Here is a 25,147-nt window from a genome sequence, read left to right on the forward strand (position 1 = left end):
GTGCAAATTAGTTAATTACGTTGCTTATTATACTATATATGGGTAAAAAAGTAAAGTTTTTCACCGAAAAGACAGATTAAAACATTTGTAAAATATAAAATACCCTTTATTGCTGTTTATTGCTGTATTTTTTTCTTTGTATCGGAAAATCAATTAAACTAAACAATAATTTTGTCTTTAAAAGAGTAAAATTTAACAATAATACAGAATTGAGTTTCCCCATTGTTAAACTATTTGTTTTTTAATGAGCCTTATGCTATAATTACAGATTGTGAGATACAGTAATTTATGCTTATAAGAGGGAATGATTTGATGAGCAAAATGGAGAATATTAGAGATATAGCAATTATCGCTCACGTTGACCACGGCAAGACAACTTTGGTTGACCAGCTTTTGAAACAGAGCGGTATTTTCAGACAAAATGAGAACGTTGCGGAACGTGTTATGGACAGCAACGACCTTGAACGTGAAAGAGGAATTACAATTCTCTCCAAAAACACAGCCGTTATGTACAACGGCGTAAAAATAAATATAGTTGACACTCCCGGACATGCTGATTTCGGCGGCGAGGTTGAGCGTATCCTTATGATGGTTGACGGAGTTTTGCTTTTGGTTGACGCATTTGAGGGTTGTATGCCTCAGACCCGTTTCGTGCTTAAAAAGGCTTTGGGTCTCGGCAAAAAGCCTTTGGTTGTTGTAAACAAAATCGACCGTCCCGGCGCACGTCCTGCCGAGGTTGTGGACGAGGTTTTGGACCTTTTCATCGAACTGGGCGCAGATGAGGACCAGCTTGAATTTCCTGTGGTTTACGCTTCAGGAAGAGACGGCTTTGCTTCTCTTGACCCTGATGTTCCGGGTACAGATATGAAACCTCTTTTTGAAGAGATAATAAGAGAAATTCCTGCTCCGGAGGGCGACCCGGAAGCAGGCTTACAGCTTCTTTTCTCAAACATTGACTACGATGATTATGTGGGAAGAATAGGCATCGGAAGAGTTGAAAGAGGTACAGTAAAGACAGGTCAGACAGTGACACTTTGCAGCAGCTCAAGCGACGTTACCAAAAATGTAAAAATTACTAAGCTTTATCAGTTCGAGGGTCTTAAAAGAGTTGAGTGCGAAAGCGCAACCGTTGGCGACCTGGTTTGCGTAAGCGGTATTGCAGACCTGAATATCGGTGAAACAGTTTGCTCCATGGACTGTGTAGAGCCTTTGCCTTTTGTAAAGATTGACGAGCCTACAGTTTCCATGAACTTCATGGTAAACAACAGCCCATTTGCAGGCCGTGAAGGAAAGTTTGTAACTTCAAGAAATATCAGAGACAGACTTTTCAAAGAGATTGAAACAAACGTTGCTATGCGTGTTGAGGAAACAGACAGCGCAGATACCTTTAAGGTTTCCGGAAGAGGCGAGCTTCATCTTTCAATCCTTATTGAGCAGATGAGAAGACAGAACTATGAGTTCCAGGTTTCCCGTCCTCAGGTTATCACAAAGATGATAGACGGCGTTATGTGTGAGCCTATCGAATATCTTATGATTGAAGTTCCGGACAGCTATGTGGGCGCAGTTATGGAAAAGCTCGGCTCAAGAAAGGCTGAACTTATCAACATGGGCACACGTGAAAGCGGTATAACACATATCGAATTCAGAATTCCTGCAAGAGGTCTTATGGGATATCGTCCAGAGTTTTTGACAGATACAAACGGTAACGGTATTATGAACCACGTTTTCGATGGTTACGAGCCGTTTAAGGGCGAAATTATAACACGTCACCAGGGTTCTTTGATTGCCCATGAAACAGGCGAAACAGTTGCTTACGGTCTTTTCCAGGCTCAGGACAGAGGCAGACTTTTTGTAGGCCCGGGCGTTCCTGTTTACGAGGGAATGATTGTCGGCGCAAGCCCGAAAGCTGAGGATATAACTGTTAACGTATGTAAGAAAAAGCATATTACAAATACAAGAGCTTCAGGTTCCGACGACGCTTTGAAGCTGACACCTCCTACAATACTTTCACTTGAGCAGTGTCTTGAGTTTATCGCAGACGACGAGCTTGTTGAGGTTACTCCAAAGAGCATCCGTATGCGCAAGAAAATTCTCTCCAAGGAACTGAGAATGAAGAAAGCATTTAAGAAGTAATTTGTTTTGAATTTGGTTCTGTAAATTTTGTCTTATCAAGAAAATTAACCGAAAGTGCTGAGAAGAAAGAATGAGTGAGAATAATTACGTTAAAGATTTTATAGTTATTTTGGACCTTGAATGGAACAGCGGTTTTTGCAGAACGCTTAAAAGAAATTTTAATGAGATTATCGAAATCGGAGCGGTGAAGCTGGACAGCAATCTTGAAACAGTTGACACCTTTTCTGAAATTGTTATGCAGAAATTTAATATGAAGTTTAACCCTTGGGTTCAGGAGCTTACACACATTTCTCAGTGGGAATTAAACAGCGCAAAAGAGAATTTTAAGACAGTTTATAAAAAATTCGGCGCTTTTCTGGGAGATGCGGTTCTTATGACCTGGGGAAGCACAGATTTGTCGGTGCTGTCTGAAAACTGCCGTGTGCATTTCGGTACCGCAAAACCGCTCTTTGTTAAAAAGTACTGCAACTTGCAGACTTACTGCGCTAAGGCTTTGAATATGTACGACGCATCAAAACAGATGGGTTTAAGCGCCGCCTGTGAGCATATGGGTATTGAGATACCGGAAATTCCTCTCCACAGAGCGGTAAACGATGCGGAAGTCAGCGCAATGTGCTTGAAAGCTGTGTACAACCGTGATGTTTTGGATTCTCAGACTGCGGTTACTGACGACGAGTTTTTCAGAAGAATGAGCTTCAAGCCCAAGTATCTGAGGGATTTGGATAATCCGTTGGTGGATAAATCCCTTATTGAAATGGACTGCCCTGTCTGCGGAAAAAAGATGACACGCACTTCTGATTTGAAATTCCACAACAGAGGTTTTCGTGCCGATTTTTCCTGCGACTCATGCGGAGAAAAGAGAACAGCTATGTTTGTTTATAAGCTCTGCTTTGACGGGGTTAAGTTTAAAAAGAAGTTTTTAAAGCCTGCTCCGGTCAATGAGGAAGAACCTCAGACAGAACGTAAAATGAAGCTGGCAGCTACTAAACTTTATCAGGAATCATAATATTTTATTTACAAAATCCTCTCCGGAATCTTCGGGGAGGATTTTTTTGTCAAGAGTTTTTGGAAATTTTTTCTACATATTTCTACATTTTTCGCAGTACTGTACCTTTTTTGGTACAGTGAATGTTAAATATCTTTCACATGGAACAACCGTTCGATGAAAATATTGTAAAATTCTTCCTTACCTGCTAAAATTTTATTAGAGTTTTGAACGCCCCGCAAAACTCGTTTGGAAGTTATATAAAAAATATTTCTTTTATGTGAAAGGGATGGTTGTGGTGGATTATATTAAGTGGTCTGAAGAATATATGGAAAATGCGGAAATCATAAAAAGTAATATCGACAAGATACAGGAAAGAATTAAAAATGCGCCCCCAGAGAAAAAAAGTACTTTTTATGAGCTTTTGGGAAAATACAGAACCATATATTACGAAAGTCTTAAAACAGCGGAATTTTTGAGAAACAGAAGTGTGGAGAGTGGAACAAGATGCCGAATAATGTAATTCATATTAAGGACGACAACGCCGACGCAGTGTTTTTTGATTATTACTGCGCAAATTCAGGCGGAGTTTCCTGCGGAAAGGACAAAATGAAAAAAATCCTGCAAAAAGCAATGAGGGAAGAGCTTACAGAAAAACAAAGAGTGTGCATGACAAGATATTATCTTGAAAGCAAAACCATTAGGGTAATCGCAACGGAGATGAGCTTGAGTCCTTCAACTGTTTGCAGACACATTCAAAACGCAAGAAAAAAAATCCGCCACATTGCGGATTACTATATCTGATTGAACTTTAAAATATGAAGAAAGGGAAGTGTTTTTTTTAACGCTTCCCTTTCGTTTAATGTTATTTTTTATGAAAATAAAAAAGCTAAATAAGAGCGAATCATTCCAAAGACCAAACAAAACGCCTCGCCCAACCTGTACAGAAGTTAATTTATATATCAAACCTTGGCAGATCGGAAATAAAAAATAAAAAAGCTAAATGAAAGCGAACCATTCCAAAGACTAAACAAAACGTCTCGTCCGACCTGTGTAGAAGTTGATTTTTATATCCAACCTCGGCAGATAGGAAATAAAAAATAAAAAAGCTAAATGAAAGCGAACCATTCCAAAGACTAAACAAAACGTCTCGTCCGACCTGTGTAGAAGTTGATTTTTATATCCAACCTTGGCAGGTCGGATATAAAAATCAAAGCATGAAGTCTTCGGGGGTGAAGGTTTGGGAGAGGGTGGGTTCTCCTTTTGGCTTGCGCATGGTTGGGTTGTATTTAAACTTTCTGCATTTTCCGTTTTTGATTGTTTTTCCTGCGGAACAAAGAAACTCCTTTCCGTTGCTTACGGAATTTTGGCAGTATTCGCAGTTTACCTCTATTGAAGCTCCGAAAAGCGGTGTTTTCATGTTTACACGTCCTTTGCTTTATTGTTTTGGCAGAAAAATATAGTTTTTGTTTATAATTAAATTATATCATCGATTATTTTTTCTTGCAAGTGATAATCTTATATAGTAAAATAAACTAATCAAACAAATCACTTAAAGGGAGTTGTTTTAATGTTCAGTATAAATTCAAAGACCATGACACTTAAAGAAAATAAAGGTGTTTGCTTTCTCAAATATAATGAGCTTGAAAAAATTGATTTTATAAATCACGCCTTTTCTACAAGAATAGGCGGAGTTTCTGAAAATGAGTTTACATCTATGAACCTTTCATTTGGCAGAGGCGACCCGGATGAAAATGTTACTGAGAATTATAAGATTTTCTGCGACGCAGCAGGCTTTGACTATGAAAGCCTTGTGGCTTCCGCTCAGGACCATAATACTTTTGTAAGGGTTGTGACTAAGGCGGATAAAGGCGTGGGAATCTATAAACCACGTGATATCCAGAGCGTTGACGCTGTGGTGACAAATGAAAAGGGAGTTACCTTAGTTACATATTACGCAGACTGCACACCGCTGTTCTTTGTGGATACAAAGAATAAGGCTATAGGCCTTGCCCATGCGGGATGGCGTGGAACCGTGGGCAGAATAGGCGAAAAGGTCTTAAAAACCATGAAAGAAAACTACGGCACAAACCCTCAGGATGTAAAGGTATGTATAGGCCCTGCAATTTCAAAGTGCTGTTACGAGGTTGACAGTCCTGTGGCTGAAAAGTTTTTAGGGCTTGAGGGACTGGACAGCTCAAAGTTTGTCTTTGATAAGGGCGAAGGCAAGTATATGCTTGACCTTTTGGAATGTAACAGACAGATTGTGGTGAGCGCCGGAGTTAATCCCGAAAATGTGGTTTTGAGCGACCTTTGCACAAAATGCAACAGCGACCTTTTATGGAGCCACCGTGCCACAAACGGTAAAAGAGGCACAATGAGCGCCTTTATGTGTATTAAATAAATTTTTGAAAGCCGAGGAATTTTATTTCCTTGGCTTTTTTCTGTTGTCCGGTTTTTTGTAGTTTTTATTTTTCTGACTTTTTGGAGCAGATTTTTTTGAGCTGTTTTCCTTTGAGGAGGGGAGAGTTTTCATGTTCTCAAAAGGTGTAAAGTCGATTTTGCCGTTTTTTGCAAACCATATTGTTTTTACTGAAAACTCTTTGCCGTCAAGATAGGAAAGTATTCCTCCGTCGGTTTCAAATTTGAAAACAAGCTTGTAGGAATAAAGAGCCTGACGTGTAAGTCCCAAAGCTCTGTTCTGAGCGTTTAAGCCGTATTTTCCGTCGCCGGCTAAGGGATGACCGATTGAAGCCATGTGTGCTCTTATCTGGTGGGTTCTTCCTGTGAGAAGCTCTACCTCCACAAGGCTCAGTCCTCTTTGTTCGTCTAAAACCTTGTACTTTGTTTTTATGGTTTTGGAATTTTCTGTGGGCTTTTTAAGAACGTAAACACGGTTTTGGCTTTCGTTCTTTTCAAGATAATCTATGAGCAAATCCTCTTTTTTCTTTAAAGTTCCGAAAACAAGGCAGAGATAGTATTTCTCAAGCTCTCGGCTTTTCATCTTCTGGTTTAAAATTCTAAGACTTTCGGCGTTTTTGGCGGCAATTACAATTCCGCCTGTGTTGCGGTCTATTCTGTTTACAAGAGCTGGAACAAAGGAATTTTCATCCTTTGGGTCGTATTCGCCTTTGTCGTAAAGATAATGCTGTATTCTTGAAATAAGGCTGTCAAAGTGGTAGTTTTCGTCCTGATGAACTATAAGTCCCGGCTGCTTGTCCACAAGAAGTATGTTTTCGTCCTCGTAAACTATTGAAAGCTTTGAGGGAGCTTTTAAAAAGTCGTAGCTGTCATATACTGGAGCGTCAAAAAATTCATCCTTAATATACAGGGTGAGAACGTCGCCCTCTTTAAGGCGTGAGGATATTTCGCACTTTTTACCGTTGAGCTTTATGTATTTGGTTCTTATATATTTGTACATCAATGGCAGAGGCATTGTCTTAAATCTCTTTGTAAGAAATTTATCAAGCCTTTGTCCGCTGTCGTTTTTGTTTATTTCAATGGTTCTCATATTACACCGTCCTGTTAGTTTTACGGTAATCATTATACCAAGATAAGAATGTCACTTCAAGAATTTTATGTAACAAGTTTTTTGCCTTTGTATATTATGGTAAAGGGTGATGATTATGAGCCGCTGCAGAAGAGGCCCAAACGCTGTGGCTATTGCTTTCGGCGCCGGATTGATTGTGGCGAGTATATTTGAATGTGAATGTGTAGTCATGATTGCAGCCATAACCATCATAATAATAGCTTTGAGCTGTGGCAGGAGGTAGCTTATGAAAGTTATACTTATTGAAAGACCGAAGTTTTTATCTTTTCTCCTCAGAAGAATTTACCACATTCCAAAAATAAAAACCAACGGAAATCCGGGCTGAAAGCTAAAAACAACTGAATAGTAACAGCAGAAACATCCGTCTAAAGCTTTTTATGTAAGGGCTTAGGCGGATGTTTTATCATTCTGTTGTTTTTGTTATGACAAGAAAAAGAAAATTTATGAATAAAAATGCACATATTCAGACTGTATTTTTTATCTTAGTTACATGTTTTTTACAAAGCACTTGTATTTTTTACCTTATTTATTGACAAAAGCTGAAAATGGTAGTATATTTCAAAGTGCAATAACATTGCGAAGATTATGCATAAAAATGAATAAAATGGAGGTATTTAAAGTGTTCAAGAAATTTATTGCCCTCGCACTTGCATCACTCATGGTAGTGGGCGCACTTGCAGGATGCGGCGGAAACAACACAGACAACACAGACAACACAGCTACAGAAAACACAACTACAGCTGACGGTGCTTCTGAAAACACAGGTGCAACAGGCGGTACTATTAAGATCGGCGCAACAGGCCCTCTCACAGGTGATACTGCTGTTTACGGTAAGGCTGTTCAGAACGGCGCACAGCTGGCTGTTGACGAAATCAACGCAGCAGGCGGCGTAAACGGCTACCAGCTCGAGTTCAAGATGCAGGACGACGAAAACGACGTTGAGAAGGCTGCTACAGCTTACAACGCTCTTAAGGACTGGGGTATGCAGATTTCCCTTGGCTCTGTTACAAGTAAGCCATGTATCAATGTTAACTCTTATGCTTCACAGGACAACATGTTCCTTTTGACTCCTTCTGCTACAGCAGTAGAGAGCATCAACACAGACAACGCTTTCAGAGTTTGCTTCTCTGACCCTAACCAGGGTGCTAAGTCTGCTGAGTATATCTCACAGCAGGGTCTTGCTACAAAGATTGCTGTAATCTATGACAGCTCTGACCCATATTCATCAGGTATCTACAACACATTTAAGGCTGAGGCTGAGAAAGACGGTCTTGAGATCGTAGCTGCTGAGGCTTTCACATCTGACGCTAAGTCCGACTTCTCTGTTCACCTCCAGAAGGCACAGAGCGCAGGCGCAGAGCTTGTATTCCTTCCAATCTACTATCAGGAAGCTTCTCTTATCCTCCAGCAGGCTAAGAGCAAGGGCTATGAGCCACTCTTCTTCGGCTGCGACGGTTTGGACGGTATCCTTGCTATGGATAACTTCGACACAAGCCTTGCAGAGGGCGTAATGCTCCTCACACCATTCGCAGCAGACGCTCAGGATGAAAAGACTGTTACTTTCGTTTCTGCTTTCAAAGAGAAGTTCAACGAGACTCCTAACCAGTTTGCAGCAGACGCATACGATGCAATCTATGCAATTAAGGCTGCTTTGGAGAAGGGCAACGTAACAGACCCAACAATGAACTATTCAGACCTTTGTAATATCCTCAAGGTTGCTATGACAGAAATCACTGTTGAGGGCGTTACAGGTACAATCACTTGGACTGCTGACGGTGAGCCTAACAAGGAGCCTAAGGGTATGATTATCGAAGACGGCGCTTACAAAGCAATGTAATTTCGGTATAATACTTTTGTAAATTAAAATTTTAAAATTCCCCGTCTGAGGTATAAAACCCTTGGGCGGGGTTTTGTTTTGATTGAGTTAGACTCCTTTTTTTATTTTTCCGCTTTTTACCTGTTTAAAGCTGTAACTTATTAGCCTTTTTGGCGTTTAAAATGCAAAATAATCGGTTTTAATATTGTATTGGTGAAAAAAGTGTGATACAATAAAAATTGTTATTTTATTGGGTATGAAAGGAGAAAAAGTATGGAATTTATTTCATATTTGGTAAACGGCATAAGCCTTGGCAGTATTTATGCCCTTATTGCTTTGGGCTATACTATGGTTTACGGTATTGCTAAAATGCTTAACTTTGCCCATGGCGACGTTATCATGATAGGCGGTTATGTTGTATTTACTTCTATGACTACTATGGGAATGCCCACATGGGTGTCAATCTTAATCGGCATAGTTTTTTGTACTTTGCTCGGTGTTGTAATCGAAAAGGTTGCTTATAAGCCTTTGAGAAACGCAACTTCTTTGGCTGTTCTTATTACAGCTATCGGTATGAGCTATTTCCTCCAGAACCTGGCACTTATTGTGTTTGGAGCAGGCGGAAAGACATTTACCTCTGTAGTAAGCATGAAGCCTATTTCGTTGTTTGACGGACAGGTTACAATCTCCGGCGAAACTATTGTTACAATTATAGTTTCCGTTATCCTTATGATTGTGCTTACACTTTTCGTAAACAGAACAAAGCCCGGAAGAGCTATGCTTGCTGTTTCTGAGGACAGAGGCGCTGCACAGCTTATGGGTGTAAACGTAAACAGAACTATTTCCCTTACTTTTGCTATTGGCTCAGGTTTGGCAGCTGTTGCAGGCGTGCTTATGTGTTCTTCATACACAACACTTACACCTTACATCGGTGCTATGCCTGGTATCAGAGCTTTCGTTGCTGCGGTATTCGGCGGTATCGGAAGTATTCCTGGAGCTATGATAGGCGGTATTTTGATTGGTATCATCGAGAACCTTTCAAAAGCTTATATCAGTTCACAGCTTTCCGACGCTATAGTGTTTGCTGTTCTTATTATCGTTTTGCTTGTTAAGCCTACAGGTCTTATGGGCAAAAAGATTGCAGAGAAAGTGTAGGTGATTGGATATGAAAAAGAATGTTTCAAATCTCAATCCTCTTACAAAGAAAAATCTCATCACACTTTTGATGTGCGTTGTTATTTTTGCTATTGTTCAGATTTGGCAGGCTTCCGGAAGCATGGGAAGTCTTTATCAGGGACTTTTGGTTCCTATCTGCATTTATATTATTATGGCTGTTTCCCTTAACCTGGTTGTAGGTTATTTGGGAGAGCTGAGCCTGGGACATGCCGGATTTATGTGTGTCGGCGCATATGTATCAAGTATGTTCTCAATTATGACACAGAATACAATAGGCAATTCACTTCTGCGCTTTGCCATTGCAATCCTCATAGGAGGAATCTGTGCAGCTATTTTCGGAATTATCGTTGGTATTCCTGTTTTAAGACTTCGTGGTGACTATCTTGCCATTGTTACTTTGGCTTTCGGCGAGATTATCAAAAATATAGTAAATGTTCTTTATGTGGGCGTTGACAACAACGGTGTACAGATTGCTATTGAAAATTCAGCTAATATCAATTTGGACTATGCAAACGGCGGAAAGATGATTTTGAACGGCCCTCAGGGAATTACAGGAACTCCGAGAGATTCAACTTTTGTAATCGGATTTATCCTTGTTATGATAACTCTCATTGTTATCATGAACTTTGTAAACTCAAGAACAGGCCGTGCTATCACTGCTATCAGAGATAACAGAATTGCAGCAGCTTCCGTTGGTATAAATGTTACAAAGTACAAGCTCATCGCTTTTGCACTTGCAGCCTTCTTTGCAGGCGTTGCCGGAGCTTTGTATTCACACAACACAGCTTCACTTTCCGCAACAACAAAGAACTTCGGTTACATGATGTCAATCATGGTTCTTGTTTATGTTGTTCTCGGCGGTATGGCAAGCATCAGAGGTTCTGTAATAGCTACAATTATCCTCTACGCTTTGCCTGAGGTATTAAGACAGTTCAACGACAATATCAACAATTACAGAATGCTCATATATGCTATTATCCTTATCGTTATGATGATTATAAACAACAACGACACTATTAAGGATAAATTGAACATCTTTAAGAGCAAGTTTAAAAGAAAAAAAGTACCAAAAGAAACAAAGGGGGCTGAAGTCTGATGGCATTGCTTGAAGTAAAAAATCTCGGAATTTCTTTCGGCGGTTTGAGAGCTGTTGACGGACTTAATCTTCGTATTGAGAAGGGTACCCTGTATGGTCTTATCGGCCCTAACGGTGCAGGAAAAACCACTGTGTTTAACCTGCTCACAGGCGTTTACAAGCCTACTATCGGTACTTTTGCCCTTGACGGAGAGGTTCTCAACGGAAAATCACAGGCTCAGATTAACCACAAGGGTATCGCCAGAACATTCCAGAATATCAGATTGTTTTCAAAAATGTCTGTGCTGGACAACGTAAAGGTTGGACTTCACAACAATAATAAATATTCTTCCTTTGCAGGAGTTTTCAGACTGCCTTCCTACTTTAAACAGGAAAAGGCTATGAACAAGGAAGCTATGGATATTTTAAAGGTTTTTGACCTTGACAAAGAGGCTTCCGTAACCGCTGAAAATCTTCCTTACGGAAAGCAGAGAAAGCTTGAAATTGCCCGTGCGCTGGCTACTCATCCTAAGCTTTTGCTTTTGGACGAGCCTGCGGCAGGTATGAACCCAAATGAAACAGAAGAGCTTATGAAAACAATTCGTTTTGTCCGTGATGAATTCGACATGACTATTTTGCTTATCGAGCACGACATGCGTCTTGTAAGCGGTATCTGTGAACAGCTCACCGTTTTGAATTTCGGTATGGAGCTTGCAAAGGGTGAAACCTCCGAGGTTTTGAACAATCCGGAAGTTATCACCGCATATCTTGGAGAATAAGGAGGTATTTTTATGGCGATGCTTGAGGTATCAAATCTTAAAGTAAACTACGGAATGATTCAGGCTATTAAAGGTATCTCTTTCAAGGTTGAAGAGGGAGAAATTATCGCTCTTATCGGCGCCAACGGCGCAGGAAAGACAACCACTCTCCACACTGTTTCAGGCCTTTTAAAGGCAAGAGAGGGAAGCATTCTCTTTAACGGCAAGGAGCTTACAAAAACTCAGCCTCATAAAATTGTTGAGATGGGTATGGCTCATGTTCCGGAAGGAAGAAGAATTTTCCAGCAGCTTACTGTTTATGAAAATCTTATTTTGGGCGCTTACACACGTTCAGATAAAAAAGAAATTGCAGAAAATCTTGAAATGATTTACAAGCGTTTTCCACGTCTTGAGGAAAGAAAAAAGCAGATTGCGGGAACTCTCAGCGGCGGCGAACAGCAGATGCTGGCAATGGGCAGAGCTTTGATGAGCAATCCTAAAATCGTTTTGATGGACGAGCCTTCAATGGGTCTTTCACCTTTGCTTGTTTCTGAAATTTTTGATATTATTCAGTCAATAAATAAAAGCGGCACCACAGTTCTTTTGGTTGAGCAGAACGCTAAAAAGGCTCTTTCAATAGCAAACAGAGCTTACGTTCTCGAAACAGGAAAAATTGTTTTGGAGGGCGACGCCAAGGAACTTATGAACAACGACCAGATTAAGAAAGCATATCTGGGAGAGTAAGAACAGGGGTGGATTTTATGAGCGACAAAAAAACTGTAATAGCCATCAACAGAGGCTTCGGCAGCGGCGGACGTATAATAGGCGGTATGCTTTCCGAGCGTCTGGGAGTTCATTTTTACGACAAGGAGCTTATCTACCTTGCATCTGAGGAAAGCGGAATAAATGCGGCTCTTTTCGGTCAGGCAGATGAAAATTTGAGAAAATCTTTCTTTAAGAAGAATTTTGTCTATGACCACAAAATCCTTCCTCCTGACAGCAGCGACTTTACTTCCGACGACAATCTTTTCAATTATCAGGCAAAGATAATCAGAGACTTAGCCGAGGAGAGCAGCTGCGTTATCGTAGGCAGATGTGCAGACTTCATTCTAAAAGACATGCCAAACGTAATAAGCGTATTTGTATATGCTTCTCAGGACGCATGTGTTAAAAATGTCTGCGAGCTTTACGGTGTTGACGAGAAAGAGGCTCTGAAAATTATCACAAAAACCGACAAAAGACGTGCCGATTACCACAGATATTATGCCGGCACAGAGTGGGACAACGCAAGAAACTATGACTTATCCCTTGATTCCAGCAAGCTTGGTTTTGAAAAGTGCGTTGACATAATCGAAGACTACATAAAAATCTTCAACCGTTGATTTTTATATCCGCCTTGCAAAGGTTATTTTAGGAAATAAACGTCGTTTCAAGGCGGGCGAGACTTTTTTATCTCCGCCTTGCAAAACTCTTATTTAGAAATGAAGCTCATTACAAGGCGGGCGAGACCTTCTTTTTAGAAATAACAATGGCTCTGTTGCAGTTAAGTTTGCGGCAGAGTCTTTTTTTTCCGCCTTGCATAGGTTGTTTTGGAAAATAAAGTTGATTACAAGGCGGGCGAAACCTTTTATTTTATCTCCGCCTTGAAAAACTCTTATTTAGAAGTGAAGCTCATTACAAGGCGGGCGAGACGTTTTCTATTAGAAATGACAATGGTTTTGATGCAATTGGGTCTGCGGCAGAATTTTTGTTGTTTTTGTGGAGTGATTTGTGATTGAAATTTGGCAGGTGGAGGACAGAGTGTTCAAAGATAATTCACAATATAAAGGTGATTATCATAGTATGTTTTGTAATCAAAATAGTTTTTTGAAAGACGGTGAAGCTTTATGAATATAGATAGTAAGCCATCAATCGGAATTTTAGGCGGAGATAAAAGACTGGTATACACCGGAAAGTATCTTGAAAAAGAGGGATACAAGGTTTTGGCTTCGGGGTTTGAAAAATATCCCGAGCAGCTCAGTTTTTTTCTCAGCGATTTTCAAAAAAACATTGAGGAAAGTGAAATTGTTCTGTTTCCTGTTCCTCCTATAAAAGAGGGAAATCTCAACTGCGTTTACAGCGAAAAAACCGTTGATTTCGGGAAAGATATTCTGCCTTTTCTGAAAGGAAAGAAAGTTTTTACCCCTATGAAAGAAAAGCTTCTTGCTTTGTATCCGAAGCTTTCGGAGTGCAGTCTTTTTGATTACGGCGAAAGAGAGGATTTTGCCGTGAGAAACGCCATGCCTACCGCCGAGGGCGCACTTTATGTGGCTATGGGCAATACGGAGAAAACCATTTGTTCCAGCAGATGTCTTGTGTGCGGCTGCGGAAGAATAGGCAGGGTGCTGGCGCCTATGCTGAAAAGGCTTTGGGCTTCGGTTTGGGTAAGCGCAAGAAAGCCGGAGGATATAGGCTGGATTGAAGCAAACGGCATGAATTCCCTTAGAACCGACGGTTTGGAGATTTGCCAGCTTGATTTTGATATAATTTTCAATACCGTTCCTCATATGGTCTTTGACAGAAAACTGCTTTCCCGTCTTAACAAAGAAACTTTGATTATAGATTTGGCGTCTGTTCCCGGAGGCGTGGATTTTCAAGCCGCAGAGGAACTGGGAATAAAAACTATACATGCCCTGTCCCTGCCGGGAAAAATGTCGCCTGATACAGCCGGAAAAATAATTAAAGATACTGTTGTAAATATGCTCAGGGAGGCTGAAATGTGAAAAAGGCCACTGTCGGCTTTGCCTTTTGCGGGTCTTACTGCACTTTTTCAAAGGTTTTAAAACAGTTTGAGCTTTTGTCGGAGCTGGGGTACGACCTTATTCCCATTATGTCGGAAAACGCATACTCCACCGACACAAGATTCGGAAAGGCAAAAGACTTTGCAGATAAAATAGAGGGTATTTCGGGAAAGAAAATTATTTCCACAATAAGCGGAGCAGAGCCTATCGGCCCTAAAAAAATGTGTGATATTTTGGTTGTTGCACCATGTACGGGCAACACCTTGGCGAAGCTTTCCAACGGGATTACCGACACCAGCGTTACTATGGCGGTTAAATCTCATTTGAGAATTCAAAGACCTGTTTTGCTTGCGCCTGCAACAAACGACGCTTTGGGAAGCTCTGCTCAGAATATCGGCAGGTTATTCAATGTGAAAAACATCTACTTTGTGCCAATGGCTCAGGATGACTGTGTGAACAAACCAAATTCACTTGTGGCTGATTTTAATCTTCTGACGGAAGCTTTGGAAGAAGCTTTGAACCGCCGACAAATACAACCTCTTTTTAAAGTCTGCTGAATTTTTTATCTTTATTTCATGGACAGATTTGTATTCTAACAGGGAACTGCTTGTGTGGTTCTCTGTTTTAGCTTTTTATGTTACTTTTTAAGAACAATGACTGTGATATACTGTGGTATAATAAATAAAACGGGGGTGTTAAAAATGATTTATGCGGTTTCTGATATTCACGGATGCTATGATAAGTTTTTGGGTTTGCTGGATTTGATTAAGTTTTCCGATGATGACACAATGTACATTCTCGGTGATATGGTGGACAGGGGAAAGGACGGAATAAAGCTGCTCTTTGACCTTATGGACAGAAAAAATATAGTAGCTTTAAGGGGAAACCACGACCACACGGCTTTTCTTATGCTGAAACACCTGGGAATGTCCGTTGACTCCTACGACACAGAGAGCCTTTTGGAAATCTACAGAATGTGGATTTCAGATGGCGGACATACCACCTACAAAGCCTTTAAAAAGCTTAACAAACAGGACAGAAGAAAGATAATAAATTATCTTGCGACTTTGCCTTATTACAGGGAAATTACCGTAAACGGAAAAAACTTTTTTCTTTCTCACACCATTCCTGAAAAAGAAAAAATGGACAGCTTTGATGACTGCCGAATGAGTGATTTTCTCATGGGTGAGGTGGATTACGAAAAGGTCTATGACAAGGACAGATTTTTTGTGACGGGACACACGCCCACAGGATTTATTGACGAGAGTTATACGGGGAAAATATGGCAGAAAAACAACCACATCGCCATAGACTGCGGTGCGGTTTTCGGAAATCCCCTTGGCTGTATCTGTCTTGATACATTGGAAGAATTTTATTACGATACAAAAGAATGAAATAAATAAAATAGAAAGGGAAAACGCCTTGCAAGAAATAAAAATCTTACAGGGCGTTTTCGCTATTTTAAGGGGTCTTCGAGAAAGTTCATCACGTTTTCAGCCGTAAGTTCATCAATCTCAATATACGGGCCCGCATCCCGCATGTTTTCGAGATAATGAGCGTCGCTGTCCCTTATTATGTACATGTTTTTTAATATGGGGTGAGAGGCTGTAAGCTTTTCAATATCACCGCTCTGTGAAACCTCGGCGACGGAAAAGTTACATTCCGGCGGTATCTCACCCAAAACGGAAAGAACAGAACAGCTGTCACGGTTGATGTGGGCGGGAAAAGCAGTTCCACCGTATTCGCTGCACAGCTTTTTTATATCCATAATACTTATATCGGTGGCTAAAATCAGAAGTTCTTCTATTTCTCCGATTTTTTCATCCTGGGCATTTAAAATAAGCTGTTCTCCGTATATTTCTTTTTTGTTTTTGATTTTCATTCTGTGCTGTGAAACAAAGCTTTCAAATTTCAAGGCTTTTTCAGCGGTAGGGAAAAGGCATACCACATGAATTTCCTCGGAGGTGGTAAGCTCCATTCCGCTTAAAACACAGATTCCGTTGGCTTTTCCCAGCTCCTCAACTGCCGGACAGTTTTGGCAGGTGTTGTGGTCGGTTAAAGCTATAAGATTTAATCCCAAAAGGGTGGACATGCCTACAATATTATTTGGCGTCATGTCCGGATCTCCGCAGGGAGAAAGGCAGGAATGCATATGAAGGTCATAAAAGGCTTTCATTTTTAAGCTTCTTCCTCAAAAAGTTTGTAAATCTTTATGGCAGTCTGATAGCTGTTCTCCTCTGTTTTCAGTATAGCCACATCCTGCATAACAGCTCTTGCCTTGGCGTTGGCGTCAAGGGCTGCATTTTCAGTTAAAACAATACATGACACGTCGGCAAGTGTTGCCACTGCTATGGTGTTTATATTTCCCATAACTGTAAGCCATACATTGTCCATTTCAGCTCTGCCCATAACCCAGCTTAATAAATCGCCTATATAACAGCCGTCAACCTCTCTGTCAAGGCTGTTTTTTCCTGTTATAATCTCTGCTCCCAATTTTTCGGCAAGTTCTTTTACTGTCATATTTTTTCCTTCTCTCTCTTTTTTATTGCGGATTACATCATCTGCATTAGGTCACGGTAAACCTGCTGTATCTGTTCTCTGAGCTTAAATATACATTCGGTTTCCTTTGCACTGCCTTTTACGATGTCCTCCGCCATTGCGTGGCAGGATGGCGCACCGCAGGAACCGCAGTCCAAACCCGGCAGACTGGCTTCTATTTTTTCTATCTGCTCCATCATTTCCATAGCCCTGTTTATGTCTTTGTCAAGGCTCAATACGTTTTCATCGTATTCAAGAGGTTTATCCCACATCATTTTATCGGGAACACCGTCTTTTAAGTGGTTTTGTGAAACAGGAAGATATTTTCTCAGGGTATGAATTCTCGCCTGAGCTACATAAGGATTTTCAACGGTCAAAACTCCGCCTACGCATCCTCCGGTGCAGGCGTTAAGCTCTACAAAATCCACATTCCTTATTCTTTCGTCTTCAAGCTCTTCCAGTACTCTTATTACGTTTTCTATTCCGTCGGCGGCAAGGTATCTGTCCCCAAGCATTGCGGCACTTTCTCCGCCGCTGGTAGCCCAGCCTACGCCTATTACTCCGGAATTTGCCAAAGGCTCTATGCTTGTCAGCTTATCCATAGCCGAGGTGAGCTTCGGGTATATTTTTGAAATTGCAATAGCTCCGTCACAGTAGGAGCGTTTATTTACATCCATTGGTCGGTTTATCTCCGTTACTTTGGCGGGACATGGCGTTATGAAAAATGCGCCTATATCCTCCATTGGAAGTCCTGTTTCCTCCATGGCGTATTTCTTTGCAAGCATTGCGGAAACCTCCATTGGGGCTTTCATGGGCATTACATTTTCGCAAAGGTCCGGAAATCTTTGCTTTATAAGCCTTACAACAGCGGGACATGCTGAACTTATTATTGGGTGTTTCAGCTTGTTTTCTCTTATGAGCTGTCTTGTTGCCTGAGAAACAAGCTCAGCGCCCCTTGAAACCTCGTATACACTGTCAAATCCCAGCTTTAAAAGTCCGTTTAAAACTATGTCGATATCGTCCATATTGTTAAACTGTCCGAATAAAGCCGGTGCAGGTATAGCTATTTTATATTTGAATTTTTCTATTTCTTCGATGCTGTCGGAGCGTGCCTTTTTTGCATGGTGAGGACAGACTCTGATACACTCGCCGCAGTCTATACAGCGTTCTGTTATTATATGAGCCTTTCCGTCCCTTACTCTAATTGCCTCGGTGGGGCATCTCTTTATGCAGTTGGTGCATCCGCAGCATTTATCCTCCTCCAAAACAACGGAGTGAAAATACTCGGGCATATTAAGACCTCTTTTATACTATTTTATTGTTTAACAAGTACGGTTAAATACATTGTTGTGCCGACGCCTAAGGTGGTTTCTATTTTCATTTCATCTGTGTATTTTTTTATGTTTGGAAGTCCCATGCCGGCGCCGAAACCTAAGTTTCTTACATTGTCGGGAGCTGTTGAATAGCCCTCCTGCATTGCTTTTTTCACATCCGGGATACCAGGTCCTTTATCAGCAAGGACAACCTCCACCTTGTCGGGATAAATATCCACGTCTACCACGCCTCCGTCGGCGTGTATTACCATATTTATTTCAGCCTCGTACATGGCGATTGCCACACGTCTTATGGCGTCTTTATTGTATCCAAGCTTTTTAAGCTTGCTTTTTACCATTCCTGAGGCTTCGCCGGCTCTTGTAAAATCATCGCCGGAAACCTCATATGTAAGATGTATTACACTCATACTTCACAGCCTCCTCGCAGACCATTGGAATAGAGCAGTCCGCAGGCTGTAAACATTCTGTACGGTGTTGACATAAGTGTTATATCTCTGGTTCTTGCCAAGTTTATAATATCCTCGTTTGGCTCTTTTCCTCTGACAAAAATAATACAAAGCATATCCATCATTTCGGCTGTTCTTACAACCTGGGGGTTTACAAGTCCTGTGAGAAGCACGGACTGGTCCTTTACATAGGCTAAAACATCGCTCATCATGTCGCTGCCGCAGGCTGTTTTTATTTCAGCGTCCAAATCTCCCGGAAGGATAACTTTTGCTTTCAAAATATCTATCAAGTCTTTGACAACCATAAAAAACTCCCTTTCTTATTTGAAATACGCTTAATAAAAGTTCACTTTTATATTTTAACATATTTAAAGCTCGGTTACAATAAAAATTGTACAAAAAGTTAAAAAGGAAAGATTGTTTTGTTATATGTTACTTTTCTATGTTGATTTTCTCTCTCAAATGTAATAGAATTATTAAAGTGGGTTAGATATTGAAAACTGTACTTTGTATATAGGTGGTAATCTTTAATGACGCTTGATGAAATTAAAATCGGACAGAAGTGCATGGTCGTAAGCCTTGGAAGCTCCGGAATGCTCAGACGAAGAATTATCGACATGGGAATTACTCCCGGCGCAATTATTTACAAGAGAAAAACTGCGCCCTTCGGTGACCCTATTGAGATAAACGTAAGAGGATACGAGCTTAGTATAAGAAGAAGCGAGGCGAAAGAAATTTTTGTCGAGCTTTGCTGAGATTGTTTTAATAACCTTGAATACCGGCTGATTTGCGTTTGGTTTGATTTAGTATGTTAAAATTTTTAAGAAATGCGAAGCCTGTACGGGGACAAATACAGAAAAAAACAATTGATAACAAGCAATCTTACAATACGGAGGCTGTACTATATGGCAAATGAAGAGAGGGGTTCCGCTGACGGAAACCTGAATGTTATAAAGATTGCATTGGCGGGAAACCCCAACTGCGGTAAAACTACTCTTTTTAACCAGCTTACCGGCAGTAATCAGTATGTTGGAAACTGGCCGGGAGTTACTGTTGAAAAGAAAGAAGGAAAAATAAAAAATAAATTTGGTTTGGAAATGTCCATAATAGATTTACCGGGAATTTATTCACTTTCTCCTTATTCACCTGAAGAGATAGTTACAAGAAACTGTCTGCTTCACGATAACCCTCAGGTTATCATTGATATTGTGGACGCCACAAACATAGAGCGCAACCTGTATCTGACAACACAGATTGCAGAGCTTGGCAGACCTATGGTTATTGCGCTGAATATGATAGATATGCTGGAAAAAAACGGCGACACTATCGACGAGAAGCTTTTGGAAAAGGAACTGGGTATACCGGTTGTCCCTATTTCTGCCAGCAAGAATATAGGAATAGAAGCTTTGATAGAAAAAACGGTGGAGCTTGCCAAGGCTTCAAAATATGTGCCGGTTAAAAATATTTATTCAAAATCAGTAAACAATGTGCTTTTGGATATAGAGGACGCTCTGGAGGAGGTAAAACAGAGCAAGTATCACAGAAAACGCTGGACTGCCGTTAAGCTTTTTGAGGGCGACAGCGTTACATGGAATCATTACGATTTCACAAAAGAACAAAGGGAACACATTATTTCCCATATTGAGGAGGTAAACTCCAGTAAAAATATCGACAGGGAAATGATTATTGCCGATGAAAGATATAAATATATCTGCGCAATAACAAGCCGTGCCGTACATAAAAATCATGACCCCTGCAAGCTTACGGTTTCAGATAAGATTGACAGGATAGCTACCAACAAATATTTGGCTATACCTCTGTTTTTGGTGACAATGTTTTTGGTGTTCGCCATAACCTTTGGCCCTATCGGAAACTTTTTAAGGGACGGGGCAGAGTGGCTTATATCCGATTTGCTTGCCGGAGGACTTACTACATTTTTGCATAATGTAAATGCTTCCGAATGGGCTGAAAGTCTTGTGATAGACGGTATCATAGGCGGCGTCGGTTCTGTTATTTCATTCCTGCCTCAGATTGTTCTGCTGTTTACCTTGCTTTCACTCCTTGAGGACAGCGGATATATGGCGAGAGCGGCATTTATTATGGACAAGCTTTTGAGATGTATAGGACTTTCCGGAAGAGCCTTTGTTCCTATGCTTATGGGATTTGGCTGTACCGTTCCGGCAGTTATGGGAACAAGAATTTTGGAGAGTGAAAAGGATAAAAAGCTTACAATCCTTATAACTCCTTTCATGTCCTGTTCTGCAAAGATGCCTGTTTATCTTTTGATGGTTTCAATGTTTTTCAAGGACAGCGGACCTTTGGTGATATTCGGCATTTATATTCTGGGAGTTGTGATTGCCGTTTTGACTGCACTTTTGTTTAAGTCAACGGTTCTTAAAGGCAAAAATTCCCCCTTTGTTATGGAGCTTCCTCCATACAGACTTCCGTCCGCAAAAACTCTTTTGCTCCACATTTGGGAGAGGGTAAGGGACTTTTTGGTTCGTGCAGGTACTGTTCTTATGGGCGCTTCAATACTTATCTGGTTCTTGCAGAGCTTTAATTTCAGCCTGCAAATGGTGGAGTCAGACGAAAGTATTTTGGCTTCAATCGGAATGCTGATAGCTCCTGTGTTTACACTGTGCGGCTTCGGCGACTGGAGAGCTTCGGTTTCACTGGTGACAGGAATTGCCGCTAAGGAAAGCGTGGCTTCCACAATGGCTGTGCTTTACGGCGGTTCTCTTACAGGCGCATTTTCCACATTGTCCGCATTTTCTTTCCTTGTGTTTGTTCTGCTTTACACACCTTGTGTGGCAGCGCTCACCGCAATGAGAAAGGAATTCGGCAGCAGAAAGTGGATGGCGGTTTCTGTAGTTTACCAGCTTGCAGTGGCTTGGATTATGTCTTTTGCCGTGTTCCAGATAGGAAGCTTGTTTATTTAACAGAATTTCCCCTATAACAGGGATTTATTGATAAATGATGAATTGATGAATAAGATTTTAAAAACTGTTCTCTTTTTTGTGGAGGTATTTTATGGCTGCTGATATTATTATTGCTATTCTTGCGGCGGCGATGGTGGCTTATACTATTTACAGATTGTTTTTCTCAAAAAAGAACAGAAGCTGCTGCGGAGACTGCTCCAAATGCGCAGGCTGTTTAAAAACTGAGGAAAATAATAATTGTGAAGATAACTCCGGCAATATTTGAGTTGAATGTTTGATTGGAAAGGTGGAACTCGTCTATGTATTTTGATTTTCACAGAAGCGAAGTCTGGGAATATCCTGACAGAATAAGCGTTCAGGTCATTTACAAGCTTTATACCGACCCGGGTTATCTGTCTGTGCATAAGAACATAGATGCCGAGAAATATATTTTTGTCTATACTATGGAGGGAAAGGGCAAGTTTTATGTTGACGGCAAGGAGATTAACGTGGTGGCAAACCAGCTTTTAGTTGTCAACGCCAAGGAAAGTTTAAGCTATTCATGTTCGGGTAAGTGCTGGAATTTCTGGCTCTTTGAGTACAAAAACAGCACAAACAGCCTGACGCCCAATGTGGTTTACGATTTCTTTATGAAAAAAGAAGAGCTTATGATGAGCTCCATGGCTTTGGAGGCTTTGAAAGAGGAAAACCGTGTTTTGGCGTCAACCTTGTTTGCTTCTTTGTATTACATAGCTTTGGACAAGATAAAACGTGGCGTTATGGATAAGAAATACAAGGTTATTACCTCGGCTACAAACTATATCAGGGAAAACCTCAGTACATTTTCCGTTGACGATTTAAGCGCATATCTGAATATAAACGAGAGAACGCTTTTGAATATTTTCAATGACTACCTGGGTACTTCACCTAAGAAGCTACACAAGTATATGCGCCTTGAGGCTTCAAAGGAATACCTTGAAACAACGAGAATGTCTATAGAGGAGATTGCCAAAACCTTGGGCTATGCAAACTCCGGTCACTTCTCCGCTGTTTTCAAAAGCGAATATTCCATAACTCCGGCAAGATACAGAATGATTTTCAACGCCGGCGTTTCATCACAGATTTAATTTTTACAATTATAGAACCGTCGTTTTTTCGGCGGTTCTTTTCATATAATTTTCTGTTGTGAAAGCACGCTCTGTGTGGTATAATAAATCGAAATAATAAGGCGATTAAGGAGAAACTATGGAACTTACAGAATTGCAAAAGCAGTTTTCTAAAATGAACGATATGCAGCAGAAGGCGGTTTTCTGTACGGAAGGCCCTCTGCTTATTCTTGCAGGCGCAGGTTCGGGCAAAACCACCGTGCTTGTAAACAGAATAGCATATATACTCAAGGCGGGACTTTGCAGACCTTGGCAGATTTTGGCTATAACCTTTACCAACAAGGCGGCAGGGGAGCTTAAAGAGAGAATATGCAATGCGGTTGACGAGGGCGGCGACGATATTTGGGCAGCCACTTTCCATTCAACCTGTTCGAGAATTTTGAGAAGATACGGTGACAGGCTGGGATATACCAATAAGTTTACCGTTTACGATACCGACGATACAAAAAGACTTATGAAGGATATTTTGAAACAGCTTTCCGTTGATGAAAAAATCCTTTCCCATAAAACAGTGCTCAATGAAATTTCAAGGGCGAAAGACAAGATGATAACCCCTGAAATGATGAAGGCGGAGGCAGGCTGTGACAGCAGAAAAATAACCATTTCAAAGGCTTACGCTATTTATCAGGAGCGTTTAAAGTCCGGAAATGCAATGGATTTTGACGATTTGCTTATGAATACAGTTCTGCTCTTTGAAAAATGTCCGGAGATTTTGCAGTATTATCAGAACCTTTTCAAATACATTATGGTTGACGAGTATCAGGACACCAACAAGGTTCAGTATAAATTTGTAAGTATGCTGGCTGAAAAACACGGCAATATCTGCGTTGTGGGCGACGACGACCAGAGTATTTACAAATTCAGAGGCGCAACCATCGAAAATATTCTGTCCTTTGAAAATACTTTTAAAGGCGCAAATGTTATCAGACTTGAGCAGAACTACAGAAGCACAAAGAATATCTTAAACGCCGCCAACAATGTTATCGCAAACAACACATCAAGAAAGGGCAAAACCCTTTGGACAAACAACGAGGTGGGCGACAAAATTGTTTTGCATACAGCTTCCACAGAAAGAGATGAGGCTGCGTATATCGCCAAGGTCATTGTGGAAGAGGTGGCAAAGGGAAGAAAGTTTTCCGATTTTGCTGTGCTTTACAGAATGAATGCTCAGTCAAACTCCGTGGAATTTGCGCTGTCCAGAAGCGGTATTCCTCACAGAATTATCGGAGGTCACCGTTTCTATGACCGTGAGGAAATAAAGGATATGACAGCATATCTCCAGGTTATCAACAATCCGGACGATGATGTAAGACTTAGGAGAATAATAAACAGACCTAAACGTGGAATAGGCGACACAACCGTCAATAAGGCGGCTGACATTGCCTCCGCTTTGGGCGAGAGTATTTTCAATGTTATCAAAAACGCCGCAGACTATCCCGATATTTCAAAGTCGGCTTCAAAGCTTAAAGGCTTCTGCGATATGATTGAGGAGCTCAGCGAATATGCTCAGGACGAGTACAACAGCCTTGAGGGTCTTTACAATGAAATCCTGGACAGAACCGACTATATAAACTATCTCAAAACAACAAAAGAGGACCATGCGGAAGTTAAGATTGAAAATATCGAGGAACTTCTTTCAAATATCAAAAACTTTGAAGAGGACTACGGAGATGAAGCAGACCTTTCCACATTCCTTGAGGATATAGCTCTTCAGACAGATATTGACAACTACGATGAAGAGGCGGACAGCGTTGTAATGATGACAATGCACAGCGCAAAAGGTCTTGAATTTCCTGTTGTATTTATTCCGGGAATGGAAGAGGGAATTTTCCCGTCATTTTCATCAACAATGGACCCGGAGGAACTCAACGAGGAAAGACGTCTTGCCTATGTTGGCATTACAAGGGCTAAAGAAAAGCTCTATCTTATAAAGTGTCAGTCAAGAATGTTGTTCGGTTCAACAAATAGAAATATGCCTTCAAGATTTGTCAGGGAAATACCGGGTGAGATTGTAGAGCTTACCGGTATGGAAAGAAAGATAAAAGAGCCTATGGCAAACCGTGAGCCTTACGCAACGGAAAAAACCTCCGGCTTTAAGGGCCACACTGAATTTGTTAAACAGCCGGCAGGCGCAGCAGGATCTGCTTCCTATTCTGTGGGCGATATGGTTAAGCACAAGGTATTCGGAGAGGGAATGGTTGTGAAAACCGAAAGAATGGGCAACGATACAATGCTGGAAATTGCCTTTGATAAGGTTGGAACTAAAATTCTTATGGCAAACTTTGCTAAACTTGTAAAGCTTTAATGTGTTAATTGTATAAAATTTTCACTGATAGCGAAAATGGTAAACCGCTGTTCATTCTGTCAACACAGCGGTTTTGGCAAAAATAATTGACGATAATCCAACTAAAATATGTAATTTGTATTTACATATTTAGCAAAATAGTGTATTATGTTCTTAAATATGAAGTA

27 protein-coding genes are annotated in these 25,147 nt (G+C 40.8%); 20 read left to right on the forward strand and 7 right to left on the reverse strand.

Annotated features, from left to right (window positions below; genetic code table 11):
* Positions 1–312: 312 nt before the first annotated feature.
* The 4 genes from typA (at position 313) to B5F08_RS05870 (ending at position 3,922) form a co-directional block, all read left to right on the forward strand.
* Positions 313–2,133, forward strand: coding sequence for a translational GTPase TypA (gene typA, locus B5F08_RS05855; RefSeq protein WP_087377327.1), 1,821 nt, complete (start codon positions 313–315; stop codon positions 2,131–2,133).
* A gap of 70 nt (positions 2,134–2,203) precedes the next feature.
* Positions 2,204–3,139, forward strand: coding sequence for a 3'-5' exonuclease (locus B5F08_RS05860; protein WP_087377329.1), 936 nt, complete (start codon positions 2,204–2,206; stop codon positions 3,137–3,139).
* 277 nt (positions 3,140–3,416) lie between these two features.
* A complete protein-coding gene (locus tag B5F08_RS05865) occupies positions 3,417–3,641 on the forward strand; it encodes a hypothetical protein (RefSeq protein WP_143256362.1) in 225 nt (74 codons plus the stop codon).
* Positions 3,626–3,922: a sigma-70 family RNA polymerase sigma factor gene (locus B5F08_RS05870; RefSeq protein WP_087377332.1), complete on the forward strand. Its 297-nt coding sequence runs from the start codon at positions 3,626–3,628 to the stop codon at positions 3,920–3,922. Before B5F08_RS05865 ends, B5F08_RS05870 begins: the two co-directional genes overlap by 16 nt.
* A gap of 406 nt (positions 3,923–4,328) precedes the next feature.
* Here B5F08_RS05870 and B5F08_RS05875 read toward each other — a convergent pair whose 3' ends face one another.
* Positions 4,329–4,538, reverse strand: coding sequence for a hypothetical protein (locus tag B5F08_RS05875; protein WP_087377334.1), 210 nt, complete (start codon positions 4,536–4,538; stop codon positions 4,329–4,331).
* 150 nt (positions 4,539–4,688) lie between these two features.
* Here B5F08_RS05875 and pgeF point away from each other — a divergent pair, with 150 nt between their 5' ends.
* Positions 4,689–5,522: a peptidoglycan editing factor PgeF gene (gene pgeF / locus B5F08_RS05880; protein WP_242968310.1), complete on the forward strand. Its 834-nt coding sequence runs from the start codon at positions 4,689–4,691 to the stop codon at positions 5,520–5,522.
* 21 nt (positions 5,523–5,543) lie between these two features.
* Here pgeF and B5F08_RS05885 read toward each other — a convergent pair whose 3' ends face one another.
* Complete coding sequence (locus B5F08_RS05885) at positions 5,544–6,629, reverse strand: RluA family pseudouridine synthase (RefSeq protein WP_087377336.1); 1,086 nt, start codon at positions 6,627–6,629, stop codon at positions 5,544–5,546.
* A gap of 115 nt (positions 6,630–6,744) precedes the next feature.
* Here B5F08_RS05885 and B5F08_RS13250 point away from each other — a divergent pair, with 115 nt between their 5' ends.
* The 10 genes from B5F08_RS13250 to B5F08_RS05930 all read left to right on the forward strand — a co-directional run bounded on the left by B5F08_RS13250 (position 6,745) and on the right by B5F08_RS05930 (position 15,667).
* Complete coding sequence (locus B5F08_RS13250) at positions 6,745–6,891, forward strand: hypothetical protein (RefSeq protein ID WP_158096234.1); 147 nt, start codon at positions 6,745–6,747, stop codon at positions 6,889–6,891.
* A 396-nt stretch (positions 6,892–7,287) separates the two neighbouring features.
* Positions 7,288–8,505: an ABC transporter substrate-binding protein gene (locus B5F08_RS05890; RefSeq protein WP_442856062.1), complete on the forward strand. Its 1,218-nt coding sequence runs from the start codon at positions 7,288–7,290 to the stop codon at positions 8,503–8,505.
* Between the two features lie 252 nt (positions 8,506–8,757).
* Entirely contained in the window at positions 8,758–9,639 is an 882-nt protein-coding gene (locus B5F08_RS05895; protein ID WP_087377339.1) for a branched-chain amino acid ABC transporter permease, read from the forward strand.
* A gap of 10 nt (positions 9,640–9,649) precedes the next feature.
* Complete coding sequence (locus B5F08_RS05900; protein WP_087377341.1) at positions 9,650–10,756, forward strand: branched-chain amino acid ABC transporter permease; 1,107 nt, start codon at positions 9,650–9,652, stop codon at positions 10,754–10,756.
* Positions 10,756–11,514: an ABC transporter ATP-binding protein gene (locus tag B5F08_RS05905; protein ID WP_087377343.1), complete on the forward strand. Its 759-nt coding sequence runs from the start codon at positions 10,756–10,758 to the stop codon at positions 11,512–11,514. Before B5F08_RS05900 ends, B5F08_RS05905 begins: the two co-directional genes overlap by 1 nt.
* A gap of 12 nt (positions 11,515–11,526) precedes the next feature.
* Entirely contained in the window at positions 11,527–12,237 is a 711-nt protein-coding gene (locus B5F08_RS05910; protein ID WP_087377345.1) for an ABC transporter ATP-binding protein, read from the forward strand.
* A gap of 17 nt (positions 12,238–12,254) precedes the next feature.
* The gene (locus tag B5F08_RS05915; RefSeq protein WP_087377347.1) at positions 12,255–12,875 is read left to right on the forward strand and encodes a cytidylate kinase-like family protein; all 621 of its coding nucleotides are present in this window, start codon (positions 12,255–12,257) and stop codon (positions 12,873–12,875) included.
* Between the two features lie 504 nt (positions 12,876–13,379).
* Entirely contained in the window at positions 13,380–14,255 is an 876-nt protein-coding gene (gene dpsA / locus B5F08_RS05920; protein WP_087377349.1) for a dipicolinate synthase subunit DpsA, read from the forward strand.
* Positions 14,252–14,830 carry a dipicolinate synthase subunit B gene (locus B5F08_RS05925; protein WP_087377351.1) on the forward strand — a complete coding sequence of 193 codons (579 nt, stop codon included), beginning with the start codon at positions 14,252–14,254 and terminating at the stop codon, positions 14,828–14,830. The genes dpsA and B5F08_RS05925 overlap by 4 nt, the downstream gene beginning before the upstream one ends.
* Positions 14,831–14,974: 144 nt before the next feature.
* The gene (locus B5F08_RS05930) at positions 14,975–15,667 is read left to right on the forward strand and encodes a metallophosphoesterase (RefSeq protein WP_158096235.1); all 693 of its coding nucleotides are present in this window, start codon (positions 14,975–14,977) and stop codon (positions 15,665–15,667) included.
* A 62-nt stretch (positions 15,668–15,729) separates the two neighbouring features.
* On the opposite strand, the gene B5F08_RS05935 is transcribed toward B5F08_RS05930, so the two are convergent.
* The 5 genes from B5F08_RS05935 to B5F08_RS05955 are packed head-to-tail and all read right to left on the reverse strand — an operon-like array spanning position 15,730 to position 18,896.
* A complete protein-coding gene (locus B5F08_RS05935) occupies positions 15,730–16,449 on the reverse strand; it encodes a PHP domain-containing protein (protein WP_087377355.1) in 720 nt (239 codons plus the stop codon).
* Positions 16,450–16,451: 2 nt separating this feature from the next.
* Complete coding sequence (locus tag B5F08_RS05940) at positions 16,452–16,793, reverse strand: DRTGG domain-containing protein (RefSeq protein ID WP_087377357.1); 342 nt, start codon at positions 16,791–16,793, stop codon at positions 16,452–16,454.
* 32 nt (positions 16,794–16,825) lie between these two features.
* Complete coding sequence (locus B5F08_RS05945; protein ID WP_087377359.1) at positions 16,826–18,103, reverse strand: [Fe-Fe] hydrogenase large subunit C-terminal domain-containing protein; 1,278 nt, start codon at positions 18,101–18,103, stop codon at positions 16,826–16,828.
* Between the two features lie 23 nt (positions 18,104–18,126).
* Positions 18,127–18,552 (reverse strand): ATP-binding protein, encoded by a 426-nt coding sequence (locus tag B5F08_RS05950; RefSeq protein WP_087377361.1) that lies wholly within the window; start codon positions 18,550–18,552, stop codon positions 18,127–18,129.
* Positions 18,549–18,896 carry a DRTGG domain-containing protein gene (locus B5F08_RS05955; RefSeq protein WP_087377363.1) on the reverse strand — a complete coding sequence of 116 codons (348 nt, stop codon included), beginning with the start codon at positions 18,894–18,896 and terminating at the stop codon, positions 18,549–18,551. Before B5F08_RS05955 ends, B5F08_RS05950 begins: the two co-directional genes overlap by 4 nt.
* Before the next feature lie 225 nt (positions 18,897–19,121).
* Here B5F08_RS05955 and B5F08_RS05960 point away from each other — a divergent pair, with 225 nt between their 5' ends.
* From B5F08_RS05960 to B5F08_RS05980, 5 genes are all read left to right on the forward strand, one after another.
* Positions 19,122–19,346 (forward strand): FeoA family protein, encoded by a 225-nt coding sequence (locus B5F08_RS05960; RefSeq protein ID WP_087377365.1) that lies wholly within the window; start codon positions 19,122–19,124, stop codon positions 19,344–19,346.
* Between the two features lie 150 nt (positions 19,347–19,496).
* A complete protein-coding gene (feoB, locus tag B5F08_RS05965) occupies positions 19,497–21,530 on the forward strand; it encodes a ferrous iron transport protein B (protein ID WP_087377367.1) in 2,034 nt (677 codons plus the stop codon).
* A 91-nt stretch (positions 21,531–21,621) separates the two neighbouring features.
* The gene (locus B5F08_RS05970) at positions 21,622–21,795 is read left to right on the forward strand and encodes a FeoB-associated Cys-rich membrane protein (RefSeq protein ID WP_087377369.1); all 174 of its coding nucleotides are present in this window, start codon (positions 21,622–21,624) and stop codon (positions 21,793–21,795) included.
* A 34-nt stretch (positions 21,796–21,829) separates the two neighbouring features.
* Complete coding sequence (locus B5F08_RS05975; RefSeq protein ID WP_087377371.1) at positions 21,830–22,636, forward strand: AraC family transcriptional regulator; 807 nt, start codon at positions 21,830–21,832, stop codon at positions 22,634–22,636.
* 118 nt (positions 22,637–22,754) lie between these two features.
* Entirely contained in the window at positions 22,755–24,980 is a 2,226-nt protein-coding gene (locus B5F08_RS05980; protein WP_087377374.1) for an ATP-dependent helicase, read from the forward strand.
* Positions 24,981–25,147: the final 167 nt, after the last annotated feature.

Source organism: Anaeromassilibacillus sp. An172 (assembly GCF_002160515.1).
In the GTDB taxonomy this organism is placed as follows: Bacteria; Bacillota; Clostridia; order Oscillospirales; family Acutalibacteraceae; genus Limousia; species Limousia pullorum.